General features: G+C 68.4%; 12 protein-coding genes and 1 tRNA gene. 7 read left to right on the top strand and 6 right to left on the bottom strand.

Annotated elements, in window-relative coordinates; translation table 11 throughout:
• Nucleotides 1-187 precede the first annotated feature (187 nt).
• The 5 genes from EJC77_RS02435 to EJC77_RS02425 all read right to left on the bottom strand — a co-directional run bounded on the left by EJC77_RS02435 (nt 188) and on the right by EJC77_RS02425 (nt 2,272).
• Complete coding sequence (locus EJC77_RS02435) at nt 188-877, bottom strand: GNAT family N-acetyltransferase (RefSeq protein WP_125609986.1); 690 nt, start codon at nt 875-877, stop codon at nt 188-190.
• Between the two features lie 98 nt (nt 878-975).
• Nucleotides 976-1,245, bottom strand: a complete 270-nt coding sequence (locus EJC77_RS20870) for a tyrosine-type recombinase/integrase (RefSeq protein ID WP_240629684.1) — start codon at nt 1,243-1,245, stop codon at nt 976-978.
• Complete coding sequence (locus EJC77_RS20865; RefSeq protein ID WP_240629690.1) at nt 1,128-1,670, bottom strand: site-specific integrase; 543 nt, start codon at nt 1,668-1,670, stop codon at nt 1,128-1,130. The genes EJC77_RS20870 and EJC77_RS20865 overlap by 118 nt, the downstream gene beginning before the upstream one ends.
• Nucleotides 1,561-2,007, bottom strand: a complete 447-nt coding sequence (locus EJC77_RS20860; RefSeq protein ID WP_240629669.1) for a hypothetical protein — start codon at nt 2,005-2,007, stop codon at nt 1,561-1,563. The genes EJC77_RS20865 and EJC77_RS20860 overlap by 110 nt, the downstream gene beginning before the upstream one ends.
• A gap of 183 nt (nt 2,008-2,190) precedes the next feature.
• Nucleotides 2,191-2,272 (bottom strand) — tRNA-Leu (locus tag EJC77_RS02425).
• 119 nt (nt 2,273-2,391) lie between these two features.
• Between EJC77_RS02425 and EJC77_RS02420 the strand changes: the two genes are divergently transcribed.
• From EJC77_RS02420 to EJC77_RS02390, 7 genes are all read left to right on the top strand, one after another.
• Nucleotides 2,392-4,068 (top strand): ABC transporter substrate-binding protein, encoded by a 1,677-nt coding sequence (locus EJC77_RS02420; RefSeq protein ID WP_240629667.1) that lies wholly within the window; start codon nt 2,392-2,394, stop codon nt 4,066-4,068.
• 90 nt (nt 4,069-4,158) lie between these two features.
• Complete coding sequence (locus EJC77_RS02415) at nt 4,159-5,658, top strand: malate:quinone oxidoreductase (RefSeq protein ID WP_125609985.1); 1,500 nt, start codon at nt 4,159-4,161, stop codon at nt 5,656-5,658.
• Nucleotides 5,659-5,717: 59 nt separating this feature from the next.
• Nucleotides 5,718-8,957, top strand: coding sequence for an efflux RND transporter permease subunit (locus EJC77_RS02410; protein ID WP_125609984.1), 3,240 nt, complete (start codon nt 5,718-5,720; stop codon nt 8,955-8,957).
• A gap of 572 nt (nt 8,958-9,529) precedes the next feature.
• The gene (locus EJC77_RS02405; RefSeq protein ID WP_125609983.1) at nt 9,530-10,636 is read left to right on the top strand and encodes an LLM class flavin-dependent oxidoreductase; all 1,107 of its coding nucleotides are present in this window, start codon (nt 9,530-9,532) and stop codon (nt 10,634-10,636) included.
• 44 nt (nt 10,637-10,680) lie between these two features.
• Complete coding sequence (locus tag EJC77_RS02400; protein WP_240629665.1) at nt 10,681-11,136, top strand: MarR family winged helix-turn-helix transcriptional regulator; 456 nt, start codon at nt 10,681-10,683, stop codon at nt 11,134-11,136.
• Between the two features lie 99 nt (nt 11,137-11,235).
• A complete protein-coding gene (locus tag EJC77_RS02395) occupies nt 11,236-11,760 on the top strand; it encodes a GtrA family protein (protein WP_125609981.1) in 525 nt (174 codons plus the stop codon).
• 95 nt (nt 11,761-11,855) lie between these two features.
• The gene (locus EJC77_RS02390; protein WP_125609980.1) at nt 11,856-12,689 is read left to right on the top strand and encodes a fumarylacetoacetate hydrolase family protein; all 834 of its coding nucleotides are present in this window, start codon (nt 11,856-11,858) and stop codon (nt 12,687-12,689) included.
• Between the two features lie 32 nt (nt 12,690-12,721).
• Here EJC77_RS02390 and EJC77_RS02385 read toward each other — a convergent pair whose 3' ends face one another.
• Entirely contained in the window at nt 12,722-13,894 is a 1,173-nt protein-coding gene (locus EJC77_RS02385) for a cysteine desulfurase family protein (RefSeq protein ID WP_125610028.1), read from the bottom strand.
• Nucleotides 13,895-13,897 lie beyond the last annotated feature (3 nt).

Below are 13,897 nucleotides of genomic sequence, written 5' to 3'. Positions count from 1 at the left end.
CGGGGCAAAGGCAAGATCGTCTTCACCAACGAACACCTGGAAGAGATCGCCCATCTCCACGAAGTCCGCCCCCCGTCGGCAGCAACGTCCGGCGGACCATCGGCACGAGAGCGCAGCGACGGCAAGCGTAGAACAGCCGCCTGTTGATCCACGAGTCCATCGACCAAATCTTGCGCGCAATGGGCCGTCATTCACGTAGCAGCGGTGTACGAGCGACCAGCACGCTTGCCACAGTGGTCCACCCAAGGCTCTCGTAAAGGAGCTTGCCCTCCGGAGAAGCCACGAGAAGCCCACGCGTGACGCCCTGCTTTGAGGCTTCCTCAGTGAGTGCCGCCATAAGCCTGCTGCCGAGCCCCCGACGTCGACGCGCCGGCGACGTCTCGATTTTATCCGGAACGGCGGTCCTTTCCTGGGGCAGTACCGCCATCTGTCCTGACGCCGCTACCTCGTCAGTTGGGCTGAATATCGTAGCCCTCACCACGCCTTCGCCGGTCGATGTCGTGAGACGGTAGCCCTCGGGCAAATCATGCCCGGGCCGCGTGTCGAAATCGCAGGTCATGAGCGTCTCGCACGGACCGGCGAGTTCCAGGCCAGCCTCACGGACCGTAACCTCTGTCGCGTCAGCGGAATGCGTCGTGATCGTCAGCCAGTTCATCCCAGTCGTTTCACTGGCGAGATGACACAGGCGTCGAACACCGACCGGAGAAGAATCAGCATTGAGGGCAATGAACTCATACGTCCGGTGGGGCTGACCGAATTCCACACGGAGACCACCCTCGACGGGCACCGGTTCAGGAAGACCTCGCATGAGGCGCCATCCCGAGAGCCAAGTCGTCACGAGGAAGTCAATATGGTCATGGTTGAAAATGGCGGTCACGCCTCTCACAGTATCGTCGCGGGTGTCGCCCCCAGAAACCGAACCGATCGAACGTTTGGGACGTGAACGTTGGTGGCCGTGCCCTCTGGAAGTGAAAACTACTCCTGCCACGCCCTTGCCGCCCGCTCGATCGCGTCCGGGGCGTCCTGCAGCGCCTGCGGCATCAGGAGCCCGTATATCTGTTCCGTGGTCGTCGTCGACGCGTGGCCGAGGCGGCGGGAGATGATGAACAGGGAGACGCCATCCTGGATCAACCAGGACGCATGCGTGTGCCGCAGGTCGTGGATGCGCGGGTCCTTTGCCATCCCCTTCGCCTGCGCCGCCCTGACAGCCGGTAGCCAATAGTGGCGCCAAAAGGTGGAGTGGATCGGCCGCCCGGGGACGACACGAACAGGAGTTCGTCGCCCGTCCGGCTGGCCACAAGGGGCACCAGGTGGTCTACCATGCCGGGATTCACGGCGATGGTCCACTTGCCGGCGCCCGTCTTCGTCACGCCAACATAAAACGAGTTGCTGCCGTCGCGCTTCCAGGCCTTGTTGACGCGCACCGTCGCCGGTTTGGCCAAAAGTTCGACGTCGGCACCCGTCACGGCCGTCGCCTCGCCGAAGCGCATACCCGTCATCACCAGGAACTCGCTGAAGACCCTGCAGGGATCGGCCATGGAGTCGCGCAGCAGGCCAAATTCAGACTGTGTCAAGAACCGGGCCTCGTCCTCCGGCTTCTCCCCCGACGGCACCTGAACCCGCCGGCACGGATTGTCGGGCCGGTACTTGAGCGTGATGGCCGTCTCCATGGCCGATTAGATCAACGCGCGCACGTTCTTGATCGTCTTGGCGCAGCGCCCCTTCTTCTGCATGGCCCTGATCCACCAAGTCAGGTGGCGAATGTCCAACTGACCGATCGGGATGGATCCCAGACCAAGGGCGAATATGCAGGTCGAGCATCACCTGGTAACTCCGCACGGTTCCCGGCAACGGGCGGACCAGGCGGTCAATGTGTTCCTGAACGACCTCGTAGACCGTCGGTGTGGCCGTCTGGTTCGCGGCCATGGCGTCCTGCGCAATCGTGAACGACTGGCCGTTTGGGCCCAGCAGGCGTTTCAGCGTGATGGCCTCTGCCTCGGAGCCCATCGTGATGCCCTGCCGCGTGCGGGTATCCGGATCCGGCACCGTACCTGATAGGCCTTCGCGCCGGATCGAGAAGAGCGCACCACAAACCTGGCCATAGCCCTCAATGCCACGCCCGTGGGAACACTTTTTGAAGTTTTGCGAACACTTCGCAGGCCAAACCGCCGCTGACCTGCGGAAACGTTGTGCGCGAGGCGGGACTTGAACCCGCACGCCCGAGGGCACAGGAACCTAAATCCTGCGTGTCTGCCAATTTCACCACTCGCGCCGACAGTGCCATTCATACTACCGGCCCGACGCGACACCGCCGGCCAGCGGACACCGGGCCGGACAAACTAGGATGGTTGGCTGGCCCGCATTCCGCCCCGACCCGCCAAGGAGACACCAGTGCCCCGACCGGCCGGCCCGCACCGCCCCCGCCGCTGGCGCGCCCTGCTGCCCGCCGTCGTCGTCCTTGTCCTGGCCGGTTGCACCGGCATTCCCGCCCCGGCCCCAAGCACGACGGCGGCACCCACCGACGCGGCGCCGGTCACCTTCGACTTCGGTACCGGCTCCGACCCCACCGGTCTCGACCCGGCGCTGGTCAGCGACGGCGAGTCGTACCGGGTGACCCGGCAGATCCTCGAGGGACTGGTCACCGTCGACCCGACCACCGGCGCGCCGGCCCCCAGCCTGGCCACGTCGTGGAAGGCCGCGGACGACGGCCTGTCGTACACGTTCGCGCTGCGCAAGGGCGTGTTGTTCACGGACGGGACCGCGTTCAACGCCGCCGCCGTGTGCACGAACTTCAACCGCTGGTTCACGCTGCCGAAGGCCACCCGCGGCGACGGCGCCTCGGTCACGTTCAAGCAGGTCTTCCAGGCGTTCTCCGACGACGCGAAGAACTCCATCTACAAAAGCTGCAGCGTCGACACCGACCTGCAGGTGACCCTCGGGCTGAACCTGCCGCTGACCGGCCTCCTGCAGGCGTTGACGCTGCCGGCGTTCGCCATCTCCTCACCCGCCGCGTTGTCGGCCGGCGACGCGAACACGCTGAACCGCACCGTGGCCGGGCACAAGGTCTCCCAGTATGCGCTGCACCCGGTCGGCACCGGCCCGTACACGCTGACCAGCTGGGGCAACGGCGCCGTGACACTGCACGCCAACACGCAGTACTGGGGCGCCAAGGGCCAGATCGACGTGCTGCGATTCCTCACCTACGACCGGTCCGCCACCCGCGTCCAGGCCCTCTTGGACGGCCGCATCGACGGCTACGACCCCGTCACGCCCGGGGACTTCGACACGCTCGTGAAGAACGGCGTGCAGATCCTCCAGCGCGACCCGTTCTCCGTCATGTACCTGGGGCTGAACCAGGCCGTGAAGCCGCTGGACGACCCCTTGGTCCGCCAGGCCATCGCCATGGCCATCGACAAGACCACGCTCGTCTCCAAATACTTCATCGGCGGCACCATCCCGGCCACCCAGTTCATCCCACCCAAGCTCAGCGGCTTCAAGAACGCCGTCACCGACCCGGCCTACAACCCGCAGAAGGCGGCCGAGCTGCTCAAGGCCTCCTCCTACACGGGCCAGCCGCTGAAGTTCTACTACCCGACCAACACGACCCGGCCCTACCTGCCCACGCCCGAGAAGGTGTACGCGGAGATCGCCCGGCAGCTGACCGCCGTCGGCTTCAACATCCAGCCCGTGCCGGTCGACTGGTCGGACAACTACGTCGGCAAGGTCACGAGCCCCGGCGACCACGCCCTGGACCTCATGGGCTGGAACGGCGGGTACGCGGATCCGGACAACTTCATCAGCCCGATCTTCGCCGCCGCCAACGGCCAGCTCGGCATGACCGACCCGCAGCTGCTCTCCAAGATCACCCGGGCCCGGTCGCTGCCCAACGGCCCCGACCGCACCGCCGCCTACGAGGCGATCAGCCGGCAGATCGCGACCACCGTCCCGGCCGTGCCGATCGCGTACCCGATTTCCGCCGTCGCGCTGTCCAACCGGGTGGCCAGCTATCCGGTCAGCCCGGTGCTCGACGAGGTGTTCAACCAGGTCAAGCTCAACAAGACGCCGTGACAACCGTGTGACCCGGTTCTCGTGATTTAAGCTTGACGGTCCCCCCGCGATACGCTTCTAGCGCTAGGAAAGCCTCTATCGGAGTGGACCGTGACCTTCATCTCAGACACCAAAGACGCTGACGTCGTACTCATCGGGGGCGGCATCATGAGCGCCACCCTGGGTGCCATGCTCAAGCAACTCGAACCGACGTGGAAGATCGCCCTCTTCGAGCGTCTCGATTCGCCCGGCCTCGAGTCCTCCAGCCCGTGGAACAACGCCGGCACCGGCCACTCCGCACTCTGCGAGCTCAACTACTCCCCCGCCGCGAAAGACGGCTCCGTCGACCCGGCGAAAGCGTTGGGCATCAACGAGCAGTTCCAGCTCTCCCGCCAGTTCTGGGCCCACCTCGTCACCGACGGCAAGATCGGCTCGCCCAAGGGCTTCATCAACACGGTCCCGCACATGAGCCTGGTGCTCGGCGCCGACCACCGCAAGTTCCTGCGCACCCGCTACGAGGCGCTGCAACCGAACACGCTATTCTCCTCCATGGAGTACTCCGAGGACCCGGACCAGATCGCGGCCTGGGCGCCGCTGGTCATGAAGGGCCGCGACCCGAAGCAGGTGGTCACCGCCACGCGCGCCGCCGAGGGCACCGACGTCGACTTCGGCGCGTTGACGCGTGAGCTTGTCGGTTACCTGGGCAACAACGACGTCGAGGTCAACTACGGCACGGAAGTCACCGATGTGCAGCGCGCCAGCGACGGGCGCTGGGACATCGCGCTGCGCCACCCGGCGTCGAACGAGCGCGGGCGCGTCAAGACCCGCTTCGTGTTCATCGGCGGCGGTGGCGGCGCCCTGCACCTGCTGCAGCGCTCCGGCATCCCGCAGGGCAAGGGCTTCGGCGGGTTCCCCGTCTCCGGCCAGTTCTTCCGCTGCACGAACGAGGACCTCGCCGTCCAGCACAGCGCCAAGGTGTACGGCCAGGCATCCGTGGGCGCCCCGCCCATGTCCGTGCCGCACCTGGACACCCGGTACGTGGACGGCAAACGTTCCCTGCTGTTCGGCCCGTACGGCGGCTTTTCCACCAAGTACCTGAAGACCGGCAGCTACCTCGACCTGCCCGGCTCGATCCGCCCCGGCAACATCATCCCCATGCTGGCCGTCGGCAAGGACAACCTGGGCCTGGTCAAGTACCTCATCAGCGAGGTCCTGAAGAGCCACGGCGCCAAGGTGACCGCCCTGCAGGAGTACTTCCCGCAGGCCAACGGCGACGACTGGGAGCTGATCACCGCCGGACAGCGCGTGCAGATCATCAAGAAGGACCCGAAGAAGGGCGGCGTGCTGCAGTTCGGCACCGAGGTCATCACCGCCTCCGACGGTTCGCTGTCCGCCCTGCTGGGCGCCTCCCCGGGGGCCTCCACGGCCGTGCCGATCATGCTGGAACTGCTGCAGCGCTGCTTCCCCCGGAAGTTCAAGCTGGAATGGCAGGATTCCCTGCGCACCATGATGCCGACGTACGGGACCAAGCTCAACGACAACCCGGACCTGTTCGCCCAGTCCATGGATGCCACGGCCCGCGCGCTGCAGCTGGAGACCGTCACCGCCTGACGCGCCGCCTGCCCCGGGCGGGCCTGGCGAAAATCGAGCAACTTCCCTGGAGCGTGTAGATGTTTCGCCTGGCCACCCTTTCGCTGGGCAACCGGGCACTGATCGCGCTGATCACCATCTTCGCGGTGGTGTTCGGCGTGATCACGCTCGGAACACTGAAGCAGGAACTCATCCCCTCCATCGAGTTCCCGCAGGTCACGGTCGTCTCCGCCATGCCGGGCGCCTCCCCCGAGGTCGTCGACAAGCAGGTCAGTGAACCGCTCGAGGCCGCCCTGAACGCCGTCGAGGGGCTGGAGTCGAGCACCTCCACCTCCCGCACCGGCGTCTCCACCATCAACCTGTCGTTCAAGTACGGCACGAACCTGGACCGGGCCCGCAACCAGATCGACCGGGCCATCTCCAACGTGGCGTCCCGGCTGCCCAAGGACGTCGCGCCACAGCCCATCGCCGGCAGCATCGACGACTTCCCCATCGTGTTCCTGGCCGTCTCCTCCAACCAGGGCCTGGCCGCCCTGAACACCGGCCTGCAGCGCATCGCGGTGCCGACGCTGTTGAAGATCGACGGCGTGCGCAGCGCCGACGTCTCCGGCGCGAACACCCAGCACATCGCCATCGTCCCGGACCCGGCGAAGCTGGCCGCCGCCGGCGTCTCCGTCGGCGCCATCTCGACCGCGCTGTCCGACAACGGCTCGCTCGTGCCCGTCGGGACGCTCGGCCACGACGGCCAGACCCTGTCCATCCAGGCCGGCAGCTCGGTCACCTCGCTCGACGCCATCAAGGCGCTGCCGCTGGCCTCCAACGGCAACCGGACCGGGCCCGGCCCGGCGCCGGCCACGATCGGGGCCGTCGCGTCGGTGGCGCTGGCCGACGACGCCACGACGTCCATCACCCGCACGAACGGCGCACCCACGCTGGCGTTGTCCGTCACGAAGAAGCCCGACGCCGACACCGTCACCCTCTCCCACGAGATCAACGCCGCGCTGCCGCGGATCCAGGCCGAGCTCGGACACGACGCGAAGTTCACGACCGTCCTCGACCAGGCCCCGTTCATCGAGAAGTCCATTCACGACCTCACAACGGAAGGTCTGCTGGGACTGGGCTTCGCCGTCGTCGTTATCCTCATCTTCCTGCTCTCGGTGCGCTCGACGCTCGTGACGGCGATCTCCATCCCGTTGTCGCTGATGGTGACGTTCATCGGGTTGTGGGCCACCGGGTACTCGCTGAACATCCTCACGCTGGGTGCGCTGACCATCGCGATCGGGCGCGTCGTGGACGACTCGATCGTCGTGATCGAGAACATCAAGCGGCACCTGGGCTACGGCGAGGACAAGCTGGCCGCCATCCTCTCCGCCGTGCGCGAGGTGGCCGGCGCCGTGACCGCCTCGACGCTGACCACCGTGGCCGTGTTCCTGCCGATCGCGTTCGTCGGCAACCTGGCCGGGCAACTGTTCCGGCCGTTCGCGCTGACCGTCACGTTCGCGCTGCTGGCCTCGTTGTTCGTGTCGCTGACCATCGTGCCCGTGCTCGCATACTGGTTCCTGAGGACGCCCGTGCACACGGACGGCACCGGAGCGGCGCTGTCCGGCAAGGCGCTGCTGAGCGCCGTCGAGTCGAGGGAGCGCACCAGCCGGCTGCAACGCGGCTACCTGCCCATCCTGAAGCGGACGCAGAAGCACCCGGTCACCACGCTGGTCTCCGGCGTCGTCATCCTGGCCGCGACACTGGCCATGACGCCGCTGCTGCCCACGAACCTGCTCGGCAACACCGGGCAGAACAGCTTCACCGTCACACAGGCCCTGGCCCCCGGCACCAGCCTGGACGTGACGGACAAGGCCGCGTCGAAGGTCGAGGCCGCGTTGAAGTCCATCCCGGGCGTCCGGGACATCCAGGTCACGATCGGCAACGCCTCCGGCGGGTTCTCGGCCCTGTTCTCCGCCGGGGCGTCCACTGCCCGGTTCCAGGTCATCACGGACCAGAATGCCGACCAGGCGGCCATCAAGGACGCGGCCCGTGCCGCGCTGGCGGGTGTCACGGACGCCGGCACGGTGAGCGTCGGCTCCTCCTCCGGCGGATTCGGGATGTCCAGCACCGTCGACGTCACGGTCACGGCGCCCACCGGGGCCGATCTGCAAAAGGGCAGCGACGCGCTGGTCGGCGCCCTTCATGGACTCGACCACGTCCAGGGCGTGACCAGCAACCTGTCCGCGGCCCAGCCGGTCGTGCAGGTGAGCGTCGATCGGGCGAAGGCCGTGGCCGCCGGCCTGGACGAGCAGCAGATCACCGGCCTGCTGGCCGCCACCGTCAGCCCGATTCCGGGCGGCACGGTGCGCATCGACACCACGGACTACAAGGTGCAGATCGGCACCGGGGCCCGGTTCTCCTCGGTTGACGCCTTGCGGGCCGCGTCGCTGCCGACACCCGCGGGCCCGATCCCGTTGTCCTCGGTGGCGACCGTCCAGGTGGTGGACACGCCGTTGTCGATCACCACCTCGAACGGCCAGCGCACCGCCACGGTGTCCGTGACGCCCGATGCCAACAACCTGGGCTCGGTCAGCGCCGAGGTGACCGCGAAGGTGTCGTCGCTGACCCTGCCGCCGGGTGTCGTGGCCACGGTGGGCGGCGCGGCCACGCAGCAGGCCGAGTCGTTCAGCCAGCTCGGCCTGGCCATGCTGGCCGCCATCGCGATCGTGTACGTCATCATGGTGGCCACGTTCAAGTCACTCGTGCAGCCGCTGATCCTGCTGGTCTCGATCCCGTTCGCGGCGACCGGCGCCATCGGGCTGCTGCTGGCCACCCGGGTGCCGCTGGGGCTGCCGTCGCTGATCGGCATGCTGATGCTGGTCGGCATCGTGGTGACGAACGCGATCGTGCTCATCGACCTCATCAACCAGTACCGCAGGCCGTCCGGGGACCGGCCGGCCATGGACGTCGCGGAGGCGATCGAGCATGGTGCCCGGCAACGCCTGCGCCCCATCCTGATGACCGCGCTGGCCACGATCTTCGCCCTGACCCCGATGGCCCTGGGCGTGACCGGCGGTGGCGGGTTCATCTCCCAGCCGCTGGCCATCGTGGTGATCGGCGGGCTGGTGTCCTCCACCGCCCTGACGCTGGTGCTGGTGCCCGTGCTGTACCGGCTGGTCGAGGGCCGGAAGGAGCGCCGCGCCCGGGTCTTGGCGTTGAAGGTGCTGCACGCCGCGTCCGCCGGGTCGCCGCACGCCCCTGAGCCGGCCGCGGAGTTCCAGGACTGGACGACCGGCGCCATCCCGAAGATCCGGGGCCGGCGCGCCTCCGCCGACTGACGCCCGGGGGCATACGTCCGGGACCTGTGAAAGTTGCGTGCCGGGGTGGCTCTGCGAGGAGGATATTGCCGCCGGAATCCCCGAACCAGACCGAACGCTGCATGTCGGACCGAACGCTCGGGCTGATTTGCGGCGTTCGGTCTGACTCGATGCACGGATTGGGCACGAAGTACAGGACGACGGCGGCCCCCGCGTACCATGCGCCGGGCCCGTTGACGCGCATGAGGGTCAGACCCGTGGCGATGAGCGGGATCCGCTTGTGCCCGACCACGCCGCCGAGCTTCGCCAGGAAGCCGACGATGGCGCTGGCCGTGGGGACAGTCTTCGTAAGGGACGGCTGCCCAGGGATCCCCGTTCCCGGCCGACAACCTGGTTCCCCCGGATCTTGAGTGTGGCACCCGCCAGTGACAGGCTTGCTGCATCTTAGGCGCTGTTGCGCCGGCGCGGGAGTCCACGGGCCGGCGCACCCCGGGGAACATATTGGCCGACGCCGCCGTTGACGCCTACAATAGATGCAAACGCATATAAATAGGGGGCCCGCGTCAGGGCTTCCCGAGGGCAAGGAGAGCACCGTGCAATTCGGCATTTTCAGCGTGGGCGACGTGACCATGGACCCGACCACCGGGCGCACGCCCACCGAGCATGAGCGAATCAAGGCGATCACGACCATCGCCAAGCACGCCGAGGAGGTGGGCATGGACGTGTTTGCCACCGGTGAGCACCACAACCCGCCGTTCTACCCCAGCTCCCCCACCACCATCCTGGGCTATGTCGCGGCGCAGACCGAACGGCTCATCCTGTCCACCGCGACGACGCTGATCACCACGAACGACCCCGTGAAGATCGCCGAGGACTTCGCCATGCTCCAACACCTGGCCGACGGCCGCGTCGACTTGGTCCTGGGCCGCGGCAACATGGGCGCAGTTTACCCCTGGTTTGGCAAGAACAACCAGGATTCAGTGGAGCTGACGGTGGAAAACTACGCCCTGCTGCGCCGCCTCTGGGACGAGGAGGTGGTGAACTGGGAGGGCCGCTTCCGCACGCCGCTGCACGGGTTCACCGCCACGCCGCGCCCCCTCGACGGCGTCGCCCCCTTCGTCTGGCACGGCTCGATCCGCACGCCGCAGGTCGCGGAGATCGCCGCGTACTACGGCGACGGGTTCTTCGCCAACAACATCTTCTGGCCCAAGGAGCACTACCAGCAGCTGATCGGCCTGTACCGCCGGCGCTTCGAGCACTACGGGCATGGCCGCGCCGACCAGGCGATCGTGGGCCTGGGCGGGCAGTTCTTCATCCGCAAGAACTCGCAGGACGCCGTCAAGGAATTCCGCCCCTACTTCGACAACGCCCCCGTCTACGGCCACGGCCCGTCCATGGAGGACTTCACCGCCCAGACGCCGCTGACCGTCGGCAGCCCGCAGGAGCTGATCGAGAAGACGCTCTCGTTCCGCGACTTCTTCGGCGACTACCAGCGCCAGCTGTTCCTGGTGGACCACGCCGGCCTGCCGTTGAAGACCGTGCTGGAGCAACTGGACCTCTTCGGCGCCGAGGTGCTGCCGACGCTGCGCAAGGAGTTCGCCGCGAACCGCCCCGCCGACATCCCGGACGGTCCGACATTCGAGGCCCGGAAGGCGGCGAAGGAGGCCGCGGCAGCCCCCGCCGCGGCGGTGGCGCCGTGAGCCCGGCGACCAATCCCCCAACCACACCGGCGGCGCATCGGCGGTTGGCCACCGACGCGTGGGAGTCGCTGTTCCGCGCCCAGGTCGCCGTGGCCCGGCAGCTGCACAAGGAGCCCGCGTTGCGGCGCATCGGCGAGCGCGAGTACGACGTCCTGTACAACCTCTCGCGCTGCCCCTCGGGATGGTTGCGCATGAACGAGCTCAACGAGCACGTGCTGCTGTCCCAGCCGAGCATCTCGCGCATGGTGGAACGGCTGGAGTCGCGCGGGCTGGTCCGGCGCAAGACGGCCGACGGCGACAAGCGGGGCGTGCTGATCGGGCTCACCGAGGCCGGCGCCGCCTTGCAACGGGACGTCGGTCGCACGCACGTCGTGAACATCATGCAGCTCATGGAGGACGCATTGGACGACGACGAGCTCGCCACGCTGCTGGCGCTCACCACGAAGCTGCGCGAGTCCGCGACCATGAAGGCCGACATGGGGGCGGCCGCGGTGCGCTGACGGGTCCTACCCGGCCGCTCGGGGCGTGCCGCGTTTCATGGCAATTCCCCAGCCTGCTTTTTGGGAAGATTCACCCGTCAATGGCAGTATTAGTTACCTATGGCAACAGCATCAGCGGCCGCCCAACCGGCGCCGAAACCCCGGTCCACCGGTACCGCGTCCCAGGATGAGGGGGCGCGGCGCCGTGCCGTGCTCAGACGACAGATTCGCGGGTTCTGCCTGGTCGCCGTCATCTGCACCGTCATCTCCATGGCCATCTTTGCCAGCCTGCGCGGCATGGTCGGATTGCAGTGGGCCAATGGCATCTCGCTGGTGCTCTGCTCGGTGCTCAACACCGAGCTGAACCGGCGCATCAGCTTCGACGCCAACGACGCGAACCTGTGGTGGCGCGACCAGCGCCGCGGCCTGTGGGTCATGCTGATCGCCTTGGCCATGACGAGCGGCAGCCTGTGGCTGCTCGAGGACGCGGCCCCGCACGCGCCGCTGATCGCCGACCTGGTGGTCATCACGCTGGCCAACGTCGCCGCCGCCGTGACCCGGTTCCTGATGATGCGCTACTGGATCTTCCGGCGCACCCGCTACGGCGCACGCCAGCCGGCCGCGGCCGTGAGCGGCGCGGCCTGACCGGGCGGCCCGTAACGCCACCAATGCCGCCGTTGCGTGCGCGCGGACACCCGTCACGGGGCAAACACAAGGCAAACGCAAGGCAAGATAGTCCCATGACCGTTGTCCCGTACCGCCTGGCCCGCGTCCGCCCGCTCGACGCCCCGCCGTCGCCGCTGCCGGAGCAGTTCTTCGTCCGCAACGACGCCACCGACTTCACCAGCGCCGAGGGCACGGTGTGGCGGGTGGTGGACACCCCGTTCCCGTCCTCCCCGGCGAACCAGAACAGTCCGGCCCGGCCCGGCTGGACCGTCGGCGCCACCGTCGCCGAGGACCGGTTCACGTTCCTGGCCCCGTGCGCGCCCGTCAACGTGTTCGGCATGGCGCACAACACCGGCGCGCCCGGTCGCGCGCTGCCGCCGCAGGCGTTCCACAAGGCCGCCAGCTCCGTGATCGGCCCGGGCGAGCGCATCCAGCTGTCCCCGGGTGCCGGGCACGTCGACCCGGAGGCCGAATTGACGGTCGTCGTCGGCAAGGTGGCACGCAACCTGACCCTGGGGACGGCGCGCGAGGCGGTCTTGGGCTTCACGATCGGCAACGACGTCTCGGACCGCGACGCGCAAAAGTCCGACGACCTGTGGATCAGCGCGAAAAGCCCGGACACGTTCACGCCGCTCGGACCGTGGATCGTCGTCGGCCTGGCGGACGACGACGTGGCCATCGGCATCGTCCACAACGGCGTCGAGCTCGCCGCCGCCTCCAGCAGGGACCTGGGCTGGGGCGTGGATGAAATCCTCGTGTATCTGAGCTCGTTCATGACGCTGCAGCCCGGCGACGTCATCCTCACCGGTTTCCCGGCCGAATGCCGGCAAATAAGCCCGGGCGATGTCGTGGTGTGCCGGGTCGGCGGGATCGGTGAACTGCGCAACCCGGTCACGGCCGGCGCCTGATCCGGGCCGGCGCCGCCGCCGGTGGTGCCCGCCTATGCGCGCAGCGCGCCAACGCGGACGACGGCGGCGGCCAGCTCGGTCGCGGCGGTCACCAATTCCTCTTCCGTGATGAAAGCCCCGAAGCTGAAGCGCAGCGCCGTCTGGGCGTCCTCGCGGCGGATCCCCATGGCCGTGAGCACGGGCGACGGCTCGTCCGACCCGGCCGCGCAGGCTGACCCCGACGAACAGACCACCGACTGCCGCTCCAGTTCCAGCAGCACGGATTCGCCGCTCGTGCCGGGCAGCGTGAAGGAGGCCACCGACGGCAGCCGGCGGGTCCGGTGCCCGGTCAGCACGGCGCCGGGCACCCGGTCCAGCACGTCGTCGATGAACGCGTCCCGCAGCGCCGAAACCCGGCCGGCCGTCTCCAACGCATCCCCGGAGAGCTCCAGGGCCGTGGCCAGCGCCACCGCGAACGCCACGTTCTCGGTGCCGGAGCGGGCCCCGCGTTCCTGCCCGCCGCCGTGCACCAGCGGTTCCAGCGGCACGCCGCCCCGGACGTACAGCAGGCCCACGCCCTTGGGCGCGCCGAGCTTGTGCCCGGACACGCTCAACGCATCCACGCCGAGGGCCCGCACGTCCAGCGGGAGCCAGCCGGCGGCCTGCACGGCGTCCGTGTGGAACGGGATCCCGCGACCGCGCGCCACGGCCGCCAGCGCCGGAATGTCCTGTACGGTGCCGACCTCGTTGTTCGCGTACATGACCGACGCCACGGCGACGTCCGAGGCACCCGCCGGAGCACCGCCGTCGAGCATCCCGGCGAAAGCGTCCGGCGACACGAGCGCGTCGGCGTCCACCGGCACCACCTCCACGGTGAACCCGTGCACGCGGCGCAGGTGGCCGGCGGACGCGGCGACGGCCGGGTGCTCGATGGCGCTGATGACCACCCGGGTGCGGCGCGGGTCGGCGGCCCGGCGCGCCAGCGCAATGCCCTTCAGCGCCAGGTTGTCCGCCTCGGTGCCGCCCGAGGTGAAGACGAGTTCCCCCGCCCGGCAGCCGAGCACGGCCGCCGCCTTCTCCCGCGCGTCGGCCAGGGCGCGCGCGGCGCGCTCGCCGAGCTCGTGGTGGCTGGACGGGTTGCCGAACTGGTTGGTCAGGTACGGCCACATCGCCTCGATGACCTCGCGGCGCACCGGGGTCGTGGCGGCCGCGTCCAGGAAGATCATATG

Origin of the sequence: Specibacter cremeus, from assembly GCF_003946885.1 — a bacterium.
Taxonomy (GTDB): domain Bacteria; phylum Actinomycetota; class Actinomycetes; order Actinomycetales; family Micrococcaceae; genus Specibacter; species Specibacter cremeus.
This window is presented reverse-complemented; position numbering and strand designations above follow the sequence as displayed.